The sequence below is a fragment of the Mesorhizobium sp. B2-1-8 genome, from assembly GCF_006442545.2.
In the GTDB taxonomy this organism is placed as follows: Bacteria; Pseudomonadota; Alphaproteobacteria; order Rhizobiales; family Rhizobiaceae; genus Mesorhizobium.
In genome coordinates this window covers 49,912-70,601 of the sequence record NZ_CP083952.1, presented here as the reverse complement: position 1 = coordinate 70,601, position 20,690 = coordinate 49,912, and the positions used below count along the sequence as shown (strand labels likewise).

Here is a 20,690-nt window from a genome sequence, read left to right as displayed (position 1 = left end):
TTGTGCGGATCACTCGCTGACCACGCCTGTCGGCGCCGTCTCGATCTTGAAGGCGGCCGAGATCAGCGCCCGAGTATAGTCGGTTTGCGGATTTCCAAAAATCTGTTCGGACGTGCCGGCTTCGACGATCTGGCCGTTGCGCATGACGATGACGTCGTTGGCCAGCGCCCGGATGACCTTGAGGTCATGGCTGATGAAGAGATAGGCGAGGTCGTGCTTGGCCTGCAAATCGCGCAGGAGATCGACGACCTGCGCCTGCACGCTCATGTCGAGCGCCGATGTCGGCTCGTCCAGCATGACGAAGCGCGGGTTGAGAACCATGGCACGCGCGATGGCGACACGCTGGCGCTGGCCACCGGAAAATTCGTGCGGATAGCGGTTGCGGGTCGCCGGGTCGAGGCCGACTTCCTTCAGCACGGCGGCGACCTTGTCGTCGCGCTCGTCGGGTGACAGTTTCGGCTCGTGGATCTTCAGGCCTTCCTCGATGATCTCGGCGATCGACATGCGCGGGCTGAGCGAACCGAACGGATCCTGAAAGACGATCTGCAGTTCGCGCCTGAGCGGCCGCATGGCGTTGAAGGTGAGCTGGTTGATGTCGCGGCCGTTGAACTGGATGGCTCCGGTCGACGAGATCATGCGCGCCAGCGCCAGGCCGAGCGTCGTCTTGCCCGAACCGGATTCCCCGACCACGCCCAGCGTCTGGCCGGCGCGCACCGTGACATCGATGCCGTCGACCGCTTTCACGTGATCGACGACACGCCGGAAGAAGCCCTGCTTGATCGGAAACCAGACCTTGATGTCCTTGCCGGTCATGACAGGCTTGGCGCCGGCATTGGCGGCCGGCGGCTTGCCTTTCGGCTCGGCGGCCAGGAGGTGGCGCGTATAGGGGTGCTGCGGGTTGGCGAAGATGTCCTTGGTCGGTCCTGTCTCGACGATCTTGCCCTTGGTCATCACGCAGACCCGGTCGGCGATCTTGCGTACGATGCCGAGGTCATGGGTGATGAACAGCATCGACATGCCCTTGCGGCTTTTGAGGCCCGCGAGCAGTTCGAGGATCTGCGCCTGCACGGTGACATCGAGCGCCGTCGTCGGCTCGTCGGCGATCAACAGTTCCGGCTCGTTGGCGAGCGCCATGGCGATCATGACGCGTTGGCGCTGGCCGCCCGAAAGCTGGTGCGGATAGGCGTCGAGCCGTTTCTGTGGATCGCGGATGCCGACCTCGTTGAGTAGGGCCAGCGTCCGCGCCTTGGCCGGACGATCGCCCATGCCCTGATGCAGCTTCAGGATTTCGACGATCTGGTGCTCGATCGTGTGCAACGGATTGAGCGAGGTCATCGGCTCCTGGAAGATCATGGTGATCTTGTTGCCGCGCACCTGCCGCAATTGCTTCTCGCTCATGGCCAGCAGGTCGGCGCCCTGGAACAGGATCTTGCCCGAGGGATGGCTGGCGCTGGGGTAGGGCAGCAGCTTCAGCACCGACAGCGCCGAGACCGATTTGCCGGAGCCGGATTCGCCGACCAGCGCCACCGTCTCGCCCTTGGCGATGTCGAACGAGATGTGGTCGACGGCGACAGACTGGCCGCCGTCCTGGCTGAAGGCGACGCTGAGGTCCTGGACGCTGAGCAAGGGGGTTTCGCTCATTTGAACGTCTTGCGCGGATCGAAGGCGTCGCGCGTCGCCTCGCCGACAAAAACCAGCAGCGACAGCATCAGCGAGATGACGACGAAGCCGGAAATGCCGAGCCAAGGCGCGTTGAGGTTGCGCTGTGCCTGCTTGAGCAGTTCGCCGAGCGAGGCGGAGCCGGGCGGCAGGCCGAAGCCGAGATAATCGAGCGAGGTCAGTGTCGAGATCGAGCCGCTCAGCAAAAAGGGCAGGAACGTCAATGTCGCCACCATCGCATTGGGCAGCAGGTGCCGGAACATGATGGTGCGGTTGCGCACGCCGAGCGCGCGCGCCGCGTTGACATATTCGAAGTTGCGGGCGCGCAGGAACTCCGCCCGCACCACGCCGACCAGCGCCACCCAGGAGAACAGCAGCATCAGGCCGAGCAGGATGAAGAAGCCCGGCGGCAGGATGGCGGCGACGATGAGCAGCAGATAAAGCACGGGAATGGCCGACCAGATCTCGATGAAGCGTTGGAACAGCAGATCGGTCCAGCCGCCGAAATAGCCCTGCAAGGCTCCGGCGCCGACGCCGATCAGCGCCGACCCCGCGGTCAGGATCAGGCCGAACAGCACCGAAATGCGGAAGCCGTAGATGACGCGCGCCAGCACGTCGCGCGCCTGGTCGTCGGTGCCGAGCCAGTTCCAGTTGCCGACATTGCAGGCTGGATCGGCCGCTCCTTGTGGATACTGGTTGCAGCGCGTCTTGGCGTCATATTCCCATGACGGCTTGGCGGGTGCTGCTTCCGGGATGGCGTTGTTGACGGTCTGGTAGGAGTAGCGGATCGGCGGCCAGATCATCCAGCCATGGGCATTGATCTCGTCCTGGATCACCGGGTCGCGGTAGTCCGTGACGGCATAGAAGCCGCCGAATTTTTCCTCGGGGTAAGCGACCATCACCGGGAAAAGGATTTCGCCCTTGTAGGACGCGATGATCGGCTTGTCGTTGGCGATGAACTCGGCAAACAGCGACAAAACGAACAAGACGAGGAAAATCCACAAAGACCAGAAGCCGCGTTTATTAGCCTTGAAATTCTGCAGACGGCGCTTGTTGAGCGGCGACAGGAACGGCCGTGGGAGCCGCTCCGGCAAGACACCGGCGGTAACGCTTGCCTCCGACATCAGACGTCTCTCCGCTCGAAATCGATACGCGGATCGACCCAGGTGTACATCAGGTCGGACAAGAGCCCGATGAACAGGCCGAGAAGCGAGAAGATGTAGAGATTGGCGAACACCACGGGATAGTCGCGCTCGACGACGGACCTGAAGCCGAGCAGGCCGAGGCCATCGAGCGAAAAGATGTTCTCGATCAGCAGCGAGCCGGTGAAGAAGGCCGAGATGAAGGCGCCCGGGAAGCCGGCGATGACGATCAGCATGGCATTGCGGAACACATGGCCGTAAAGCACCTGCCGTTCCGACAGGCCCTTGGCGCGCGCCGTCACCACATACTGCTTGCGGATCTCCTCCAGGAACGAGTTCTTGGTCAAAAGCGTCGTCGTGGCGAAGGCCGACAGCACCAGCGCCGTCAGCGGCAAGGTCATGTGCCAGAAATAGTCGGCGATCTTGGCCGGCCACGACAACTGGTCCCAATTGTCCGAGACGATGCCGCGCAACGGGAACCAGTCCCAAAACGAGCCGCCGGCGAACAGCACCATCAAAAGGATGCCGAACAGGAAGCCCGGAATGGCATAGCCTACGATGACGACGCCGCTGGTCCAGACGTCGAAGGGGGTGCCGTCCTTCACCGCCTTGCGGATGCCGAGCGGGATCGAGATCAGATAGGACAGGAGCGTGATCCAGAGCCCGATCGAAATCGAAACGGGCATCTTCTCGAGGATCAGGTCGAGCACCGAAATATCGCGAAAATAGCTGTTGCCGAAATCGAACCTGGCGTAATTCCACAGCATCATGCCGAAGCGTTCGAGCGGCGGCTTGTCGAAGCCGAACTGCTTCTCCAGCTTCTTGATGAATTCCGGGTCGAGACCCTGGGCGCCGCGATATTTCGAACCGACATCGCCGGCGGCGTCGAAATTGGAGCCGCCAGCATCACCGCCACCACCGCCGAGGCGGTCGCTGCCGCCCTGGTTGGTCAGCTTGGCGATGACCTGCTCGACCGGGCCGCCAGGCGCGAACTGGATGACGGCGAAGGAGATCGCCATGATGCCGAACAGGGTCGGGATCATCAAAAGGATACGGCGCAGTATATAGGCGCCCATCAGATGGTATCCTCCTCAAGGAGAGCCACCGTGTCCGGCGGCACCCCCAAGGCAGTCGCCTCAGTCCAATTGTCGACGCCGGCGCCGCCCCTCATTGTCCTGCCGGACATTTCTCCCCGTATAGTGACGGGGAGAAAGGGACTGGCCGCAGCCTCGGCGCTCTTATCGCGACGTTTGCAGTTGGCGAAATCACCGATGAGAGCGCCCTTCTCCCCGTCACTATACGGGGAGAGGATGCCGGCAGGCAGGTGAGGGGCAGCGCCAACACCCGCAAGAAATTCAGCCTTTGCCAATTTTTGCCGCCTTGCCCTTGTCGAACCACCACAGCGTCTCGACCGGAAAGCCGAAATCGGGCTTTTGCTCGACAAAGCCGAACATGTCCCAATAGGCGACGCGGTGATTCGCCAGATAGTATGTTGGTATCCAGTCTAGCCGCGCGCGCAAGACCCGGTCGAGCGCCCTGAGCGCGGTGACCAGTTCTACGCGGCTTTGTGCCTTGCCGGCCGCCACGATCAGCGCATCGATGGCCTTGCTTTTCGTACCCGGATAATTGCGCTGCCCCGGTATGTCAGCCATCCGGGAATCATAGAGCATTTCCAGCCCGTCATCGGTCGGTGTCGCTCCGATCGACCAATGCAGCATGTCGAGATCGAAGTCGAAATCGCTCTGCCGCTGTTCATATTGCGCTGAATCGACTTGCCGGATCGATGCGTCGATTCCGATCGCCTTCATATTCTCGGACCACGGGGTGTAGATGCGAACGATGCCGTCATCCTCCGCCAGCATTTCAACCCGCAGCCGCTCACCCTTGTCGTTGACGAGGAAACTGCCGGCACGTTTCCAGCCGGCCTGCGCAAGCAATCGCGAAGCCTCGCCCAGCTGCTTGCGGTCATGGCCCGAACCGTCGGAGAGGGGCTGCGTCACCGCTTCACCAAAGACTTCTGGCGGCAACTCGGCCCTGAACGGCTCCAGCAGGGCCAATTCCTCGGGCGAGGGCAGCCCTTCTGCCTTGTAATCCGACCGTTCGAAATTCGACTGAGCACGTTCGTAGGAGCCGTAAAACAGCGCCCGCTTCATCCATTCGAAATCGAAGCATCTGGCGATCGCCCGTCGCACCCGTTCGTCGCGGAATTGCGGACGACGCTGGTTCAGAGCGACGCCCTGCATGTCCGGCGTCTTCTCGCCGGGAAATTCCCGTTTGACGACCTTGCCGTCCTTCAACGCTGGAAAGTCGTATCCGGTCGCCCATACGCGCGCGGTGAATTCCTCGCGAAAATGCGTGTCGCCTTTTTTGAACGCTTCGAAGGCTGCCTGCCGGTCGAGGTAGAAATCGATGCGGATGCGGTCGAAATTGTACAGGCCGCGGTTCACAGGGAGATCGCGGCCCCAATAGTCGGCCACGCGCTCATATTCGACAGTCTGTCCGGCCGCCACGCGCCCAATCTTGTAGGGCCCGGAGCCGAGCGGCGGCGTCATCGTCGAGGCGTCGAATTTATTGGCCGTATAAAAGGCCTTGGACACGATCGGCATTACCACGACCGCCAGGATGTTTTGCGCCGACTGCTCGCCATTGAAGGTCAGCTCGAGCGTGGTCGGATCGACCGCGACCGCTTCCGTCATATGCCGCAGTGCCTTGGAAAGGTTCGGGTGACCTTGGTCCTTGTAAAGCTTCAGCGCGAAGGCGACGTCCTCTGCGGTCAGCGGCGAGCCGTCGTGGAAACGCGCTTGCGGCCGAAGCACGAAGCGGAAGCCGTTGCGGTCTTGCGACAGCGTGACGGACTCGGCAAGCAGGCCGTAGACCGCATCCGGCTCATCGAGGGCGCTTGTCATCAGGGAATCGAAGCAGAGTTCGGCGCGCGGCGGCGCCTCCCCCTTCAACACCAGGAAATTCAGCGTGTTGAAAGTCAGGAAGCTCTGATTGAGGGTTGCGTTGGGCGGCGCGAAATTCATCTGGCCGCCCTTGGGCGCGTCCGGATTGACATAGTCGAAATGCGGGAAGTCAGGTTTGTATTTGAGGTCGCCGAAGGCGGACAGACCGTGCAGCTTGGTCCCGGTTGCAATGCTTGCGAAGGCTTTGCCCGGCATCAGGGCTGCGGCAGCGGCGGCGCCGCCCAAAGCCAGGAAATCGCGGCGGGGTAGCACCGCCATCAATTGCCGCCCTTGTATTTGGCCGCCAGCGCTTTTTCCTTGTCGAGATCGACCCACCAGGAATCGATGTCGACGCCCACATAGGCAGGCTGCTTGTCGGGGAACTTGAACTTGTTCCAATAGGCCAGCCAGACCGCGGAACGGTAATATTGCGGCACCACGTAGAAGTTCCACAGCAGGACGCGGTCGAGCGCATGGGTGGCGGCGACCAGATCATCGCGGTCGGTGGCAAAGATGATGCGATCGACCAGCGCGTCGACGATTGGATTCTTGATGCCCATCAGGTTGCGCGAACCAGGCGCATCGGCGGCTTTCGAGCTCCAGAAATCGCGCTGCTCGTTGCCGGGCGAATCCGACTGGCCGAACAGACCCGTCACGACATCGAAATCGAAGTTGTTGACGCGGTTGATGTACTGCGTCTGATCGATGATGCGCAGAGTAGCGTCGACGCCGATCTTGCGCAGGTTGGCAATGTAGGGGCTGGCGATCACCTGGTCTGTGTCGTTCCAGCCGAGGATCTCGAACTTGAACGGTGCGCCTGTCTTGGCGTTGACCATCTTGCCGCCCTTGATGACCCATCCGGCCTTGGCGAACAGATCGACGGCCTGCTTCAGGTACTTTCGCTCCGCTTGCGGAGAGTCGTAGACAGGCAGCTTGAATTCCTGGGTGAAGAGTTCCGGCGGCAGCTTGTCGCGGTATTTTTCCAGGATCTCCAGTTCCTTGCCTTGCGGCAATCCGCTGGACGCCAGTTCGGTGCCCTGGAAATAGCTCGATGTGCGGGTATTGAAACCGAAGAACAGCGTACGATTCATGCTTTCGAAATCGAACGGCATGGTCAGTGCCTCACGCACCAGCCGGTCCTGAAACTGCGGCCGCCGCTGGTTGAGAACGAAGCCCTGCATCGGCTGCGGCGACCGGGTCTGGAAGTCCTTTTTGATGACATCACCGGCTTGGACAGCCGGAAAATTGTAGGCCGTCGCCCATTTGCGCGAGCTGTTTTCGCGGTGGATGTCTTCCAGCCCGCCCTTGGTGAAGGCCAGCCAGGCGGCATTGTCGTCGAGGATGTAGGTGTATCGGCGCGTATCGAAATTCTCGCGGCCGACCTTCACCGGCAGTTTGGCGGCCCAATAGTCCGGCACGCGCTGCCAGATGATTTCGGAGCCAGGCTTGAAGCTGGCGATCTTGTAGGCCGCCGAGCCGAGTGGAATTTCCAGCGTCGACTTGGTGATGTCGCGCTTCTTGCCGTTGGCATCGGTACCCTCCCACCAGTGCTTTGGCAGCACGGCAAGATCGCCCATGATCTTGGGCAGTTCGCGGTTGCCCTTCTGGTTGAAGTGGAATTCGACCTCGCGGTCGGAAACCGCCACCGCATCGGTGACATTCTCGAAATAGCGGTTGTATTGCGGGCTGTTCGCCTTCAGCACCTGGAACGACCAGATCACGTCGTCGACGGTGATCGGCTGGCCGTCATGCCATTTGGCGCGCGGATCGAGCCGGTAGGTCGCCGAGGAGTAGTCGGCCGGATATTTATAGGCGTCGGCGATCAGCGGATGGCTGACGCTGCCCTCATCGGTCGCCTGCTCCATCAGGGTGTCGTAGAGCAGGCCGCCGCCGAATCCGACGAGACCTGCCGCCGGCGTTCCCTGGACGATGTAGGGGTTGAAACTATCGAAGGTGCCGAGCACCACTGAATTCAGTGTGCCGCCCTTGGGCGCGTTCGGGTTGACGTAGTCGTAGTGCTGGAAATTGTCGCCGTATTTGGAGTCGCCGATCAGCGATGAGGTGGTGCGCCACTCGTCGGCCAGGGTCGTCTGCAACCCCGCCGCCAGCAGGGCCGCCGCCAGCAACGACATGAGAAGCGTTCGGCCAACCGTCATGCACTATCCTCTTCGCCATGCCTGCGGATCATCCAGACGCAATCTAGATGATTTGGCGCTCGTGAAAACCGCCATGCGCGGCTTTGTCGCCGCATCGGAGCTTTTCCTAACGAAAAAGCCGGGCAGAACCCGGCTTTTTCAAGATGATCACCGCATTTCCGGTTATTTTGCCGGTGCGGCCGGCGCAGGCGCGGCGGGAGCCGCGGGTTTGGCCGGTGCGGCGCCGTCAGCCGGTTTCGCCGGAGCGGCCCCATCGGCCGGCTTGGCGGGCGCGGAGGCGTCCGCGGCGGCACCCGGTGCCGGCAGCGGCTTGGGGTTGTCCGACAGCGTGCGCAGATAAGCGATGACGTTGGCGCGATCTTCTTCCTTGGGCAGGCCGGCAAAGCCCATCGCCGTGCCCTTCACGAATTTCTTCGGCGAGGTGATGAAGTGGTTGATGTTGTCATAGGTCCACTTCTCGGTGCCGCCCTTGGAGAATTCCTTCATGCCGGCCGAATAGGCGAAGCCTTCATGCTCGGCGACCGGGCGGTCGACGAGGTCCCAGAGATCCGGACCGACCTTGTTAGGGCCGCCCTTTTCGCCGGAATGGCAGGCCTGGCACTTCTTGAAGATGGCAGCGCCCTTTTCGACGCTGGCGCTGGCCAGGAGGTCGGCGATCGGCTTTTCGGCTGCTGCCGGAGCGGCGGGGCCACCTTCGGCGGGCTCCGCGGCCTCGATGGCGAAGCCGGGCTTTTCCGGGGCCGGCGAGGCAAACAGCGCGTCCGATACCAGCCCGACCGAGAAGACGACGAAAACGGTTCCGAGCAATCCGGCGAGCAGTTTGTTGACTTCGTTGGAATCCATTCGCCCCTTGCTCCCTTTTCCGGCGGACTGATCCGTCCACTCCGTCCGTCGGTATCGAGACCTGCCCTCCAGAGCCGGTCAAATCGGGCGGAAACTAGGTCTTTTGCTCGGGCGTTGCAACACCTATAAGGGCGCTGCCAGTGAGACCTTTTGCCACTTTTCCCCTCCTCGTTTCGGACGCCTTGCCAGACCGATGTCCACCTTGATCCTGATACCGGCCCGCATGGCCTCGACACGGCTGCCGGGCAAGCCGCTGGCCGATATATCAGGCGCGCCGATGATCGTGCATGTCGCCCGCCGTGCGGCCGAAGCCGGCCTTGGTCGGGTGGCGGTGGCGACCGACACGCAAAGCGTGGCCGAGGCGGTGCGCGCGCATGGTTTCGAGGCGGTGATGACGCGCATGGACCACGAATCGGGTTCCGACCGCATCTTTGAAGCTCTGCTCGAACTTGACCCCGGGCAAAAGGTCGAAACCATCGTCAATGTGCAGGGCGACCTGCCGACCATCGATCCCGCGATCATCGCGGCCTCGCTGAGGCCGTTCGAGGACGCCTCGGTGGATATCGCCACGCTCGGCGTCGAGATCATCCGCGAGGAGGAAAAGACCAATCCCAACGTCGTCAAGATCGTCGGGTCGCCGCTCTCCGGCACGCGGTTGCGGGCGCTGTACTTCACCCGCGCCACGGCACCTTGGGGCGACGGGCCGCTTTATCACCATGTCGGCCTCTACGCCTATCGCCGCGCCGCGCTCGAGCGCTTCGTCGCGCTGAAGCCGTCGCCGCTCGAGCGCCGCGAGCGGCTGGAGCAACTGCGGGCGCTGGAAGCCGGCATGCGCATCGACGCCGAGATCGTCCAGTCGCTGCCGCTTGGCGTCGACACGCCGCATGACCTGGAACGTGCCAGGGAAATCCTTTCAAACTGAGATATCAGCATGCCTGAAAAGACCAACAGAATATCCTTCCAGGGCGAGCCCGGCGCCAATTCCGACACCGCCTGCCGCAACGTCTATCCCTCGATGGAGCCGTTGCCGTGCCCGACCTTCGAGGATGCGTTCAACGCCGTCGAGACCGGCAAGGCCGATCTCGCCATGATCCCGATCGAAAACACCATCGCCGGGCGCGTCGCCGACATCCACCATCTCCTGCCGGAATCGAGGATGCACATCGTCGGCGAATATTTCCTGCCGATCCATTTCCAGCTGATGGTGCTGCCGGGCGTCAAGCGCGACGAGATCAAGACCGTGCACACCCACATCCACGCGCTCGGCCAGTGCCGCAAATACATCCGCAAGAATGGGTGGAAAGGGGTAGTCGCCGGGGACACGGCGGGCGCCGCCAAAATGGTCTCCGAAGTCAGGGACCGCACCATGGCCGCGCTGGCCCCGGCGCTGGCCGCGACGCTCTACGGGCTCGACATCATCGAGGAGAACGTCGAGGACACCGACAGCAACGTCACCCGCTTCGTCGTCCTGACCAAGAGCAAGCAATGGGCCGAGCGCCCGTCACCCGACGTCAAGATGATGACGACCTTCATCTTCCGCGTCCGCAACGTGCCGGCCGCGCTCTACAAGGCCATGGGCGGCTTCGCCACCAACGGCATCAACATGACCAAGCTGGAGAGCTACCAGCTCGGCGCCTTCACGGCGACGCTGTTCTACGCCGACATCGAGGGCCATCCCGACGATCCGCTGGTCAAGCTGGCGTTGGACGAACTGCGCTTCTTCTCGCGCGAGGTGCGGATACTTGGCGTCTATCCGGCCAGCGAGTCACGTGAGCAGTGGAAGGTGGCGGATTGAGCTACCAGCCCAACGGCACGTAGTCGATCTCCATGAAGGTCTCGACCTCCGGCACCCAGCGGTCGCGCACGAAGGCGACATGATCGGGATGGTCGTTGTACCTGGTGTAGGCGGCCTGGTCGGCGAACTCCATCGAGAAGCCGAACTGATAATCGTTCTTTGGGCTGATCTGCCGCAATTGCTCGAAATGCGTGACGCCCCGGATCGCCGAGAGGATTTTCCTGGCGTCGACGAGGAATCGCTTTTCCTCCAGCGAGTGCGGCGGGTGCTTCAGCGTGAAGACGACGGTGTGACGGATCATTTGTCTCTCCTGCAATGACTTCGATATTCGCTATTCGCTGTCGACCCAGGCGCGGATGAGGTGATGCGCGATGGCGCCCTTTGGCGGCGTGACCAGATTGTCGGGGTGCGTACGCTCCAGCATCAGGCGCACCTCGTCGCGCAAAAACCAGCGGCAGTCCTCCAATTCGTCGAGATCGGCCTGGATGTCTTCGTTGAGCGGCTCGCCGAAGCAGCCGATCATCAGTGAATAGGGAAACGGCCACGGCTGGCTGGCATGGTAGACGACGCGGCCGAGCCGTATCCCGGCCTCCTCCAGCGTTTCGCGGCGCACCGCCGCCTCGATCGTCTCGCCGGGCTCGATGAAGCCGGCAAGCGCCGAATACATGCCCGGCCCAAAATGCCGGCCGCGCCCGAGCAGGCATTTCTCCCGCGTCGCCGTCAGCATGATCGCCACCGGGTCCGTGCGCGGAAAATGCTCGGTGCCGCAATTCGGGCAATGGCGCTTGTAACCACCCGCGCGCATCTGCGATTCGGTGCCGCATTTGCTGCAGAAGCGGTGGCTGGCATGCCAGGCGAGCAGGGCGGCGCCTTGCGCCATCGCGCCGGCGGCGGCCTCGTCGATCAGCCCTTGCATGTAGACCGAGCGGTAATCGATCGCCTTGACGGTTTCGGGCAACTGTTCGGGATCGATGCCGGCCAGCACCGCCAGCACCGGCCCCTGTTCGGAAAAGCCGAGCAGGACGCCCTGGTCGAAGGAAGGGCTGAAGGGCTCGCTCTCGGCGACGCGGTGCCAAGGATCGAAACCGCCATCCGCCAGTTTCAGGTGGAGCCGGCCGCCATTCATCAAAAGCAGTCGCGTCGTCGGATCGGCCAGCGCCTTGTCGACCGAATCGTCGGCGCGGTTCTCGGATTGCCGGTCGATCGTGTTGCCGGCAAAGCCGACGAACTGGCTCGGCTCGCGCAGGGGCGCGTCAAACAGGCGGAAGCTCATATGGACTCTGGTGCTTTGGGATGGACATGCTTGGGATGGACACGGGGAAGGCTTATAGCGCCGCCCTTATCGTTTCGGCAAACCGGCGCAGGTCGGAACGCTCGTACGGCTCGCGCAGGCCATGCCCCCACACCGGGCCGGGCCAGCCGGGATCGCCCTCGGACCGTGCGATGATATGGACATGCAGTTGGCGCACGATGTTGCCGAGCGCGCCGGTGTTGATCTTGGTGCAGCCGCTCACCTTCTTCAGCGCCTGCGCCACCATATTGGTCTCGAAGGTCAGCATCGCCTGGTCGAGCGGCGTCATGTCGTGGATCTCCTCCGCGCCCGGGCGCTGCGGCACCAGGAGCAGCCATGGCCAGCGGCGGTCGTTCATCACCCGCAATTCGCACAGCCCAAGCCACATCAACTGCTCGCTGTCCGCCTCCAGCCGGGCATCCAGCGTGAATCCGGCCTTCAGGCCCGGCAGCATCGGCGTTTCCCTTGCTTTTCTTGGTTTCCTCAAACCCTGAACGCTAGAGCGGCCGCATCGGGGCTGCAAGCGAATCCCGTGCTTCGCGGTGCCGATTTGCCTGCGCACTTGCATTTCGTCGCGCAATTGCCGATATGGACAGCGGGAGGTTGGTGGTGGACGATCCACTCGCCAACCGGGTCAGGTCCGGAAGGAAGCAGCCCTAACGAGCCCGGAACGGGTCATTGTTCCAGCCTCCCACCTCATCGGCCCTCCTCGCGACATTGACGACGCATTGCAGCGCGGGCGAGACTATGCGCAGGAATCGGCGCCTTCGGGCGCGGCCTTTTGGAGCTTAACGGGCGAATGAGCGAAGCCGGAAATTCGGGGTCCGATAGTCTGGCGACTGGCAAGGCCGCCGCCTACCGCGTGCTGGCGCGCAAATACCGTCCGTCGAATTTCTCCGAACTCGTCGGCCAGGAGCCGATGGTGCGCACCCTCACCAATGCCTTTGCCACCGGCCGCATTGCCCAGGCATGGATGCTGACCGGTGTGCGCGGCGTCGGCAAGACCACGACCGCGCGCATACTTGCGCGAGCCCTGAATTATAAAACCGCCACCGTTGACCAGCCCTCGGTCGATCTCGCCGTGCTTGGCGAGCATTGCCAGGCGATCATGGAAGGCCGCCATGTCGACGTCATCGAGATGGACGCCGCCTCGCACACCGGCATAGACGACATCAGGGACATCATCGAACGCGTGCGCTACGCGCCCGTCTCGGCCCGCTACAAGGTCTACATCATCGACGAAGTGCACATGCTGTCGACGCAGGCCTTCAACGGCCTGCTGAAGACGCTGGAAGAACCGCCGCCGCACGTCAAATTCATCTTCGCCACCACCGAGATCCGCAAGGTTCCGATCACGGTCCTGTCGCGCTGCCAGCGTTTTGACTTGAGGCGCATCGACGCCGGCGCGCTGGTCGCGCATCTCTCCTCGATCGCCGGCAAGGAAGGCATTTCGGTCGACGACGACGCGCTGGCCATGATCGCGCGCGCGGCGGAAGGCTCCGCCCGCGATTCGCTCTCCATTCTCGACCAGGCGATCGCCCATGGCGCCGGCTCGGTCAGCGCCGAGGCCGTGCGCGCCATGCTGGGCCTGGCCGACCGCGCCCGCATCGTCGATCTGTTCGAACATGTGATGAAGGGCGATGTGGCGGCCGCACTGGGCGAATTCCGCGCGCAATATGACACCGGCGCCGATCCGGCCGCCGTGCTCACCGATCTGGCCGAGTTCAACCATCTCGTCACCCGGCTGCGTTTCGTGCCGAGCGCCACGGACGATGCCTCGCTGTCGCAGGACGAGCGCCAGCGCGGCGCCGATTTCGCCCGGGCGCTATCGGTCCGCGTGCTGTCGCGGACCTGGCAGATGCTGCTCAAGGGCATTCCCGAGGTGCAGTCGTCCAACCGGCCGGTCAGCGCCGCCGAAATGGTGCTGATCCGGCTGGCGCACGCCGCCGACCTGCCGACATTGGACGAGGCGTTGAGATCGCTGGAGAACGGTGCCTCGGCAACTGGCGCCGCGCCGCGCCCGAACGGCGCGCCCGTGAACCCCGGCAATGGCGGTACTGGTGGCCACGGCGCCAGCACCGTGGCGCAGGCGCGCATGCCTGGTGGGTCGGGCGGCGCGCAGACCATGCGGCTGGTCGAGGCCACGCCGGCCCCGGCCGCCTTCGTCGCGCCCCCGCAACCGGCGCCGGAGACGCAAGCCGTACCGCTGAAATCGCTGGCCGACATCGTTGCCCTCGCCGACGCGCAGCGCGACATCGCCTTCAAGGTGCTGGTCAAGCGCTGCATCCGTCTCGTGCGCATCGAACCTGGCCGCATCGACGTCAGCCTGACCGATGATGCGCCCAAGATGCTGCTCAACGAGCTGACGATGAAACTGCGCGCCTGGACAGGCCGCAGTTGGCTGGTGTCGCTGTCGAAGGAGGAGGGCGGCCACACCCTGGCTGAAATGGAATCGACGAAGCGTGAAAACGCCTTCCTCGATGCCAGGAACGACCCGACCGTGGCCGCCATCCTGGCCCGCTTTCCCGGCGCCAAGATCATCGACGTGCGCATTCCCGACACGCCGGACGCCGAAACGAGCGAGGCCGAAATGCCGGTCGAGCCGCCGGCCGATGACGACGAACCCTGATATCCAGCACTAATCCGCAAAGGATCGGACCATGAAAGATCTTCTCGGCCTGATGGGCAAGGCGAAGGAAATGCAGGCCAAGTTCCAGGCCATGCAGGATGAGATCGCCACTGTCGAAGCCGTCGGCCAGGCCGGCGGCGGCTTGGTCAGCATTACGTTGAGCGGAAAGTTCGACATCAAGTCGCTGAAGATCGACCCGTCTTTGTTTAGGGAAGACGAGGTCGAAATCCTCGAGGATTTGATTCTTGCCGCGCACAATGACGCCAAGGCCAAGGTCGAGCAGATCATGCAGGAAAAGACCAAGGCGCTGACCGCCGGCCTGCCCATCCCGCCAGGAATGAAACTGCCTTTCTAATGCATGTCGCCCAAAAGTGCGCAGCGGTTTTGGGGCAACGATATGCATAAAGCTGAGACCGGCGCGGCCATGATCGGCGAGCCGTCCGAAAGACTGATCGAGCAGCGTATCCGCAACAGGATTTACGAGATTCTGGAAATCCTCGCCGATTGCGATGCGGGCGTCGATCTCGTCGGCATCAAGGGCTATTTCAATCTTTCGAGGATTTCGTGCACCGCCCTTCGATCGAGGCCGGCACGTCGGCGCTTTCGAAGGACGAACGCGCGATCGTGCTGGAAATCGCCGAATTCCTGGAGGCGGCGTCCGAAACAAATCCTGATTTCACCAAGGCCGAGTTCATCGACAGCGACTGGCCGGGCAAGATCGCGCCGACGGCCCGGGAGGCGCGGGCGCTGTTTCTCGGGCGGGGCTTGTTTTCAGAGACGGTCGAAGAGGTCGAACCCGGTCGACCGGCAGCAATCGCCGCCGGGCGATAGGCTGTTTTTGAGAAAGCGTGGCGCGGCTTTCCCGGGAAAAGCGCATGGCGCTTCCCCAAGGGAATTGCGGCGAAACGAAGAAAAGGTGGTCATCGTCTATGTGAAACGACGGCTCGATCCATCTGGAAAGCCTCGATTTGTGTCAATTCGGCAACAGTCCGCCGTTAATAACGTTTTGGCCATCATTTTGCCCGAAAGTGTCTCATTCTTGCCGCAGCCTGGGGGCGGGCATTGAAGTGAGAGGGTTACCTGTTGATCGCCATGCGATGGAAGACGCCGCTGTTGCTCGGCGTCGTCACGTCTCCCCTTTTCTTGGCCGCTTGCAGCCAGACCACCTCGCACGGCATGTCGGTTGCCAGCCTGACCGACGCCATCACGCCGAGTTTCCTGAGTTCGCGCGCCTACAGCCACACGCCGAAGGACAGGGAATGCCTGGAACGGGCAATGTTCTTCGAATCCAACCGGTCGAGCCGCGACGGTATGATCGCCGTCGGCACGGTGGTGATGAACCGGCTGCGCTCGGGCAATCATGGCAGCACCATCTGCCAGGTGGTGGGTGAACCCGGGCAGTTCGCACCGGGCGTCATGACCAGGCCGATGAATTCGCGTGCAATGCCCGATGTCGAGGAGGCCGCCGACGCCGTGCTCAAGGGCGAGCGCAAGGCCAAACTCAAGAACACGATGTATTTCCACACCGCCGGCCTGCGCTTCCCCTACAAGAACATGCACTACACCATGGTTGCGGGCGGCAATGCCTTCTACGAAAAGCGCGGCCGCAACTGGCAACCGCTGCCGGATGAGCCGATGGTAGCGTCGGCCGAGCCGCCGACCGCGTTGCCGGGAGTACCCGCGACGCGTGTCGCGTCCGTCGAGATGGCGCGCCCGGCCAAGTCGACCGCCCGCAATGCTCCGGCAGAGCAGGTCTACATGACCGCAGCGGCGGAACCGGCACGCCCCAGCAAGACGGCAACCGCCCGCACCGCTCCGGCACAGCAGGTCTACGTGACCGCCGCCGCGGAACCGGCGACCAAGCCGTCGCCCGCCCGCATCGCCCCCGCGCAGCAGACCTATCTGACGGCATCCGCAGTGCCGACGGCAAAGTCCGCTCGGATCCAGGCCAAGCCGATCGAAGTTGCCATGCAGGAGCCGATGGAAGAGCCGGATGCCGCCCGTTTTGGCGGAACCTTGAACAGCGGAACCTCGAACAAAAGGGTCATCTCCTCGGTTGAGGACGCTCCGCAGGAAGCGTCGATGGGCTTCCAGTCGACTCCTGAGAACACCGATGCCATCGGCGCGATGATCGTCAGCCAGGGCCGCCCGCTCGAAGCCAACTGATCCCTTCCACATGGCAGCATGGCGGGCCATGCGTCGATGGGGATGTTTCAAAGCGCTCTGAAAAATCCTAGATCAGGGCGATGTCCAAGCGAATCGCCGGTCCCGAGATCGAACGCCTGATCCAGCTCCTGGCCAAGGTGCCGGGGCTTGGCCCCCGATCGGCCAGGCGCGCGGCGCTGCACCTGATCAAGAAGAAGGAACAATTGCTGTCGCCGCTCGCCGCCGCGATGGGCGAGGCGGCCGACAAGGTGCGCATCTGCTCGACATGCGGCAATGTCGATACGTCGGACCCCTGCATGATCTGCACGGACGCCCGTCGTGATGCCGCCACCCTGATCATCGTCGAGGACGTCTCGGATCTGTGGGCCCTGGAGCGGGCGGCGGCGATGAATGTGCGTTACCACGTGCTCGGCGGCACGCTGTCGCCGCTCGACGGCATCGGCCCCGATCAGCTCAACATCCGTTCGCTGATCGACCGCATCGCCGGCGGCGAGGTCAAGGAGGTCATCCTCGCCGTCAACGCGACGGTCGAGGGCCAGACCACCGCGCACTACCTCACCGATCAGCTCTCCGGCTTCGAGGTCAAGATAACCCGGCTGGCGCACGGCGTGCCGGTCGGCGGCGAACTCGACTATCTCGACGAAGGCACGCTGGCCGCCGCGCTGCGCTCGCGAACGGCGTTTTGACAAGATCGGCGGGGCGGATGGGCACGATGATTGCGTCTCCTTCGAAGTTGGTGGTGCACGCCCCACTCTGTCCTGCCGGACATCTCCCCCTCAAGGGGGGAGATCGCCAGATTTGTCTGCGGTCGCTGATTTTCAACGCTGCAAGATTGGCGGCAAGGTCGAAGCTGCCAATCTCCCCCCTTGAGGGGGAGATGTCCGGCAGGACAGAGGGGGGCGCCACAAAACGCGGCATTCGCAAATTCGGCTTTATTTTCTTTATGGCCGCGCTCCTCGCCATCTTTCTCACCATCCCCGCCTCCGCCGCCAAGATCGACGATCAGTTCCGCGCCTGGCTCCAAACCGACCTCTGGCCCGAGGCCAAGGCGAAAGGCATTTCCAAAAAAATGTTCGATGCCGCGTTCAACGGCATCAAGCCCAATCTCGATCTCCCCGACCTTGTCATGCCCGGCGAAAAACCGAAGACGCCGCAGAAGCAGCACCAGGCCGAGTTCGGCTCGCCCGGCGCCTATTTTGCCGAGAAGACGGTTCGTGCGGTGACATCAGGCGGACGCGCCCGCGAAGCCGCCAATGCCCGCACGCTTGCCGCGATCGAAAAGCGCTATGGCGTGCCGGGCGAAATCCTTCTGGCGATCTGGGGCCGCGAGACCGGCTTCGGCGCGGCGAAGATGCCCTACGATGCCTTCGAGGTGCTGGGCACCAAGGCGTTCATGTCGACGAAAAAGGATTTCTTCCGCACCGAACTGCTGGCGGCGCTCGAAATCGTCGAGCGCGGGCTGGCCCCGGTCGGCGCGATGAAATCGTCCTGGGCCGGTGCGCTCGGCCAGCCGCAATTCATGCCGACCTCCTTCCTCAAGCATGCGGTCGATTTCGACGGCGACGGCCGCGTCGACATCTGGAATTCGACTCCCGACGTGCTGGCTTCGATCGCCAATTATCTTGTCCACTACGGCTGGGTGAGGGGACGCGGCTGGGGTTTCGAGGTGACCGTGCCTCAGAGCGTGTCCTGTTCGCTGGAAGGTCCGGACCAGGGCAAGAAGATTTCGCAGTGGGACGCCATGGGCATCAAGCGCGTCGGCGGTAAAGCCTTCCCGGCCGCCGAGATGAAGGCGGAAGGCTTCCTGCTGATGCCGGCCGGGCGCAGCGGCCCGGCCTTCATCGCGACCCCCAATTTCTACGTGCTGAAGGAATACAACACCAGCGACCTCTATGCGCTGTTCATCGGCCATGGCGCCGACCGCATCGCCCATGGCGATCAGAATTTTTCCGGTAGCTGGGGTCCGGTCGGCGACCTCCACCGCTCCGACATCGCCGCCTTGCAGCGGACCCTGGAGGCCAAGGGCTATGACGTTGGCAGCGCCGATGGGCTGCCCGGCTTCAAGACCCGCCGCTCGATCGGCAAATGGCAGGAAAAGAATGGTCAGGCCGCCACCTGTTTTCCCGATGCCGGCCTGGTCACCGCGCTGAAATAGCTTCGAATTTCAGCAGATTTTTCCCGATCCGCGGCATCGATTGGCCGGCGCATGCATGGACACGCCACAGCGGATTCTGATCCACTCATGCTGTTTCATAAATCCTCGTTGCCGGCCCCGGAGTCGCCGGATATGGTGTTGACCAACTGGACAAAAACCACGACGGTAGTGGGCCAGGGCTCTCGTTGGAGCCCTGAAAGAACACCGCAACCCTGAGCCGGGAACTCAGGTCGACAAACAACAAAACAGGGAACAATCATCATGATGATGGAAAAGCTTGCTCTACGATCCCGCATCCTGCTTGCGGGCGCCGCCATGTCGGCGCTGCTTCTGGCCGGAGCGCCGGCTGGCGCGGTCACCCCCGCCGACACGCTTGTCGAAGGTTTTGCCATCGACGACATCATCTCGATGGATCCGGGCGAGGCGTTCGAGCTGTCGACCGCCGAAGTCACCGGCAACACCTATGACCTTCTTGTCCGCCTCGACCTCAGCGACACCTCCAAGGTCAAGCCCGACCTCGCCGAAAGCTGGACCGTCTCCGACGATGGCCTGACCTATACGTTCAAGCTCAAGCCGGGCCTGAAATTCGCCTCCGGCAATCCGATCACCGCCGCCGACGTCGCCTGGTCATTCGAGCGCGCCGTCAAGCTGGACAAGAGCCCGGCCTTCATCATCGACCAGTTCGGCATCAGCGGCGACAACGTCACCGAAAAGGCCAAGGCGGTCGACGACACCACCTTCCAGTTCACCGTCGACAAGGCCTATGCGCCAAGTTTCGTGCTGAACTGCCTGTCGGCCACCGTTGCCTCCATTGTCGACGCCAAGCTGGTCAAGGAACATGTCGCCGCAGTGACGCCGAGCGCCGACTACAAATGGGACAACGACTTCGGTAATGCCTGGCTGAAGACAGGCTACGCCGGCTCGGGCGCCTACAAGCTGCGTGAATGGCGTGCCAACGAGGCGGTCGTCATGGAGCGCAACGACAATTATCACGGCGAGAAGGCCAAGCTCGCCCGCGTCATTTACCGCAACATGAAGGAAAGCTCGGCGCAGCGCCTGGCACTCGAAGCCGGCGACATCGACGTTGCCCGCAATCTCGAGCCGAACGACCTCGACGCCATCGGCAAGAACGCCGACCTCACCACCACGAGCGCGCCGAAGGGCACGGTCTACTATATTAGCCTCAACCAGAAGAACCCGAAGCTCGCCAAACCCGAGGTTCGCCAGGCCTTCAAATACCTTGTCGACTATGATGCCTTGAGCACGACCATCCTCAAGGGAATCGGCGAAATCCACCAGACCTTCCTACCCAAGGGCGACCTCGGCGCCATGGACGACAATCCCTTCAAGCTTGATGTCGCCAAGGCCAAGGAATTGCTGGCCAAGGCCGGCCTGCCCGACGGCTTCAGCGTCACCATGGATGTACGCACCGGTCAGCCGACCACCGGCATGGCGGAATCGATCCAGCAGACGCTCGGTCAAGCCGGCATCAAGCTGGAGATCATTCCGGGCGACGGCAAGCAGACGCTGACCAAATATCGCGCCCGCAACCACGACATCTATATCGGCAATTGGGGCCAGGATTATTTCGATCCGAACTCCAACGCCCAGACCTTTGCCTCGAACCCGGACAATTCGGATGCCGGCAAGTCGCATACACTCGCATGGCGCAATGCCTGGGACATTCCGGACCTGACCAAGGAAACCGAAGCAGCTCTCCTGGAGAAGGATTCGGGCAAGCGCGCCGATATGTACAAGGATCTCGAGAAGAAGGTCCTCGACACCAGCCCCTTCGTCATCATCCACCAGCAGCTGGAAGTCGCGGGTCTGCGCAAGAACCTCCAGGGTTTCAAGCTTGGGCCAAGCTTCGACACCAACTTCGTCGGGCCGGTCTCGAAAGAATAGCGCC

At 62.8% G+C, this 20,690-nt stretch carries 18 protein-coding genes and 1 other RNA gene; 10 read left to right on the top strand and 9 right to left on the bottom strand.

Going from position 1 to position 20,690, the window contains the following annotated elements; genetic code table 11:
• Positions 1-9 precede the first annotated feature (9 nt).
• The 6 genes from FJ970_RS00345 to FJ970_RS00320 form a co-directional block, all read right to left on the bottom strand.
• A complete protein-coding gene (locus FJ970_RS00345) occupies positions 10-1,641 on the bottom strand; it encodes an ABC transporter ATP-binding protein (protein WP_140757922.1) in 1,632 nt (543 codons plus the stop codon).
• A complete protein-coding gene (locus tag FJ970_RS00340) occupies positions 1,638-2,783 on the bottom strand; it encodes an ABC transporter permease (RefSeq protein ID WP_140757921.1) in 1,146 nt (381 codons plus the stop codon). Before FJ970_RS00340 ends, FJ970_RS00345 begins: the two co-directional genes overlap by 4 nt.
• The gene (locus FJ970_RS00335; RefSeq protein ID WP_140757920.1) at positions 2,783-3,877 is read right to left on the bottom strand and encodes a microcin C ABC transporter permease YejB; all 1,095 of its coding nucleotides are present in this window, start codon (positions 3,875-3,877) and stop codon (positions 2,783-2,785) included. The genes FJ970_RS00340 and FJ970_RS00335 overlap by 1 nt, the downstream gene beginning before the upstream one ends.
• Before the next feature lie 279 nt (positions 3,878-4,156).
• Positions 4,157-6,025, bottom strand: coding sequence for an extracellular solute-binding protein (locus FJ970_RS00330; protein ID WP_140757919.1), 1,869 nt, complete (start codon positions 6,023-6,025; stop codon positions 4,157-4,159).
• Positions 6,025-7,902, bottom strand: coding sequence for an extracellular solute-binding protein (locus FJ970_RS00325; RefSeq protein WP_140757918.1), 1,878 nt, complete (start codon positions 7,900-7,902; stop codon positions 6,025-6,027). Before FJ970_RS00325 ends, FJ970_RS00330 begins: the two co-directional genes overlap by 1 nt.
• A gap of 162 nt (positions 7,903-8,064) precedes the next feature.
• Positions 8,065-8,745, bottom strand: coding sequence for a c-type cytochrome (locus tag FJ970_RS00320; RefSeq protein WP_140757917.1), 681 nt, complete (start codon positions 8,743-8,745; stop codon positions 8,065-8,067).
• Between the two features lie 193 nt (positions 8,746-8,938).
• On the opposite strand from FJ970_RS00320, the gene FJ970_RS00315 reads away from it, so the two are divergent.
• Both FJ970_RS00315 and FJ970_RS00310 read left to right on the top strand, forming a co-directional pair.
• The gene (locus tag FJ970_RS00315) at positions 8,939-9,667 is read left to right on the top strand and encodes a 3-deoxy-manno-octulosonate cytidylyltransferase (protein WP_140757916.1); all 729 of its coding nucleotides are present in this window, start codon (positions 8,939-8,941) and stop codon (positions 9,665-9,667) included.
• 9 nt (positions 9,668-9,676) lie between these two features.
• Positions 9,677-10,540 (top strand): prephenate dehydratase, encoded by an 864-nt coding sequence (locus tag FJ970_RS00310; protein ID WP_140757915.1) that lies wholly within the window; start codon positions 9,677-9,679, stop codon positions 10,538-10,540.
• A gap of 1 nt (position 10,541) precedes the next feature.
• Here the strand turns inward: FJ970_RS00310 and FJ970_RS00305 are convergent, their stop codons facing one another.
• Genes FJ970_RS00305 through FJ970_RS00295 form a run of 3 tightly spaced genes read right to left on the bottom strand, consistent with a single transcriptional unit; the run spans position 10,542 to position 12,285 of the window.
• Positions 10,542-10,841, bottom strand: coding sequence for a Dabb family protein (locus FJ970_RS00305; protein WP_140757914.1), 300 nt, complete (start codon positions 10,839-10,841; stop codon positions 10,542-10,544).
• Between the two features lie 30 nt (positions 10,842-10,871).
• Positions 10,872-11,813, bottom strand: coding sequence for an NAD(+) diphosphatase (gene nudC, locus FJ970_RS00300; protein ID WP_140757913.1), 942 nt, complete (start codon positions 11,811-11,813; stop codon positions 10,872-10,874).
• Positions 11,814-11,865: 52 nt separating this feature from the next.
• Positions 11,866-12,285 carry an HIT domain-containing protein gene (locus FJ970_RS00295; RefSeq protein ID WP_140507712.1) on the bottom strand — a complete coding sequence of 140 codons (420 nt, stop codon included), beginning with the start codon at positions 12,283-12,285 and terminating at the stop codon, positions 11,866-11,868.
• Between the two features lie 144 nt (positions 12,286-12,429).
• Between FJ970_RS00295 and ffs the strand changes: the two genes are divergently transcribed.
• From ffs to FJ970_RS00255, 8 genes are all read left to right on the top strand, one after another.
• Positions 12,430-12,526: signal recognition particle sRNA small type (gene ffs, locus FJ970_RS00290), an RNA gene on the top strand.
• Positions 12,527-12,630: 104 nt separating this feature from the next.
• Complete coding sequence (locus FJ970_RS00285; protein WP_140757912.1) at positions 12,631-14,460, top strand: DNA polymerase III subunit gamma/tau; 1,830 nt, start codon at positions 12,631-12,633, stop codon at positions 14,458-14,460.
• Positions 14,461-14,491: 31 nt separating this feature from the next.
• Entirely contained in the window at positions 14,492-14,815 is a 324-nt protein-coding gene (locus FJ970_RS00280; RefSeq protein WP_027142071.1) for a YbaB/EbfC family nucleoid-associated protein, read from the top strand.
• 209 nt (positions 14,816-15,024) lie between these two features.
• Entirely contained in the window at positions 15,025-15,291 is a 267-nt protein-coding gene (locus tag FJ970_RS00275) for a hypothetical protein (RefSeq protein WP_227791990.1), read from the top strand.
• A gap of 252 nt (positions 15,292-15,543) precedes the next feature.
• Positions 15,544-16,626, top strand: coding sequence for a cell wall hydrolase (locus FJ970_RS00270; RefSeq protein ID WP_140757911.1), 1,083 nt, complete (start codon positions 15,544-15,546; stop codon positions 16,624-16,626).
• Between the two features lie 80 nt (positions 16,627-16,706).
• Positions 16,707-17,312, top strand: a complete 606-nt coding sequence (gene recR, locus FJ970_RS00265; protein WP_140757910.1) for a recombination mediator RecR — start codon at positions 16,707-16,709, stop codon at positions 17,310-17,312.
• A 191-nt stretch (positions 17,313-17,503) separates the two neighbouring features.
• A complete protein-coding gene (locus FJ970_RS00260; protein WP_140757909.1) occupies positions 17,504-18,781 on the top strand; it encodes a lytic murein transglycosylase in 1,278 nt (425 codons plus the stop codon).
• 261 nt (positions 18,782-19,042) lie between these two features.
• Entirely contained in the window at positions 19,043-20,686 is a 1,644-nt protein-coding gene (locus tag FJ970_RS00255; protein WP_140757908.1) for an ABC transporter substrate-binding protein, read from the top strand.
• Positions 20,687-20,690: the final 4 nt, after the last annotated feature.

What these genes read in the sequence shown, in the direction of transcription:
- FJ970_RS00320 (WP_140757917.1), bottom strand. Translation starts at nt 8,745, where the DNA reads ATGGATTCCAACGAAGTCAACAAACTGCTCGCCGGATTGCTCGGAACC.
- recR (WP_140757910.1), top strand. Translation starts at nt 16,707, where the DNA reads ATGTCCAAGCGAATCGCCGGTCCCGAGATCGAACGCCTGATCCAGCTC.
- FJ970_RS00335 (WP_140757920.1), bottom strand. Translation starts at nt 3,877, where the DNA reads ATGGGCGCCTATATACTGCGCCGTATCCTTTTGATGATCCCGACCCTG.
- FJ970_RS00305 (WP_140757914.1), bottom strand. Translation starts at nt 10,841, where the DNA reads ATGATCCGTCACACCGTCGTCTTCACGCTGAAGCACCCGCCGCACTCG.
- FJ970_RS00315 (WP_140757916.1), top strand. Translation starts at nt 8,939, where the DNA reads ATGTCCACCTTGATCCTGATACCGGCCCGCATGGCCTCGACACGGCTG.
- FJ970_RS00295 (WP_140507712.1), bottom strand. Translation starts at nt 12,285, where the DNA reads ATGCTGCCGGGCCTGAAGGCCGGATTCACGCTGGATGCCCGGCTGGAG.
- FJ970_RS00325 (WP_140757918.1), bottom strand. Translation starts at nt 7,902, where the DNA reads ATGACGGTTGGCCGAACGCTTCTCATGTCGTTGCTGGCGGCGGCCCTG.
- FJ970_RS00310 (WP_140757915.1), top strand. Translation starts at nt 9,677, where the DNA reads ATGCCTGAAAAGACCAACAGAATATCCTTCCAGGGCGAGCCCGGCGCC.
- FJ970_RS00330 (WP_140757919.1), bottom strand. Translation starts at nt 6,025, where the DNA reads ATGGCGGTGCTACCCCGCCGCGATTTCCTGGCTTTGGGCGGCGCCGCC.
- FJ970_RS00345 (WP_140757922.1), bottom strand. Translation starts at nt 1,641, where the DNA reads ATGAGCGAAACCCCCTTGCTCAGCGTCCAGGACCTCAGCGTCGCCTTC.
- FJ970_RS00280 (WP_027142071.1), top strand. Translation starts at nt 14,492, where the DNA reads ATGAAAGATCTTCTCGGCCTGATGGGCAAGGCGAAGGAAATGCAGGCC.
- FJ970_RS00340 (WP_140757921.1), bottom strand. Translation starts at nt 2,783, where the DNA reads ATGTCGGAGGCAAGCGTTACCGCCGGTGTCTTGCCGGAGCGGCTCCCA.
- FJ970_RS00255 (WP_140757908.1), top strand. Translation starts at nt 19,043, where the DNA reads ATGATGATGGAAAAGCTTGCTCTACGATCCCGCATCCTGCTTGCGGGC.
- nudC (WP_140757913.1), bottom strand. Translation starts at nt 11,813, where the DNA reads ATGAGCTTCCGCCTGTTTGACGCGCCCCTGCGCGAGCCGAGCCAGTTC.
- FJ970_RS00260 (WP_140757909.1), top strand. Translation starts at nt 17,504, where the DNA reads ATGTCCGGCAGGACAGAGGGGGGCGCCACAAAACGCGGCATTCGCAAA.
- FJ970_RS00285 (WP_140757912.1), top strand. Translation starts at nt 12,631, where the DNA reads ATGAGCGAAGCCGGAAATTCGGGGTCCGATAGTCTGGCGACTGGCAAG.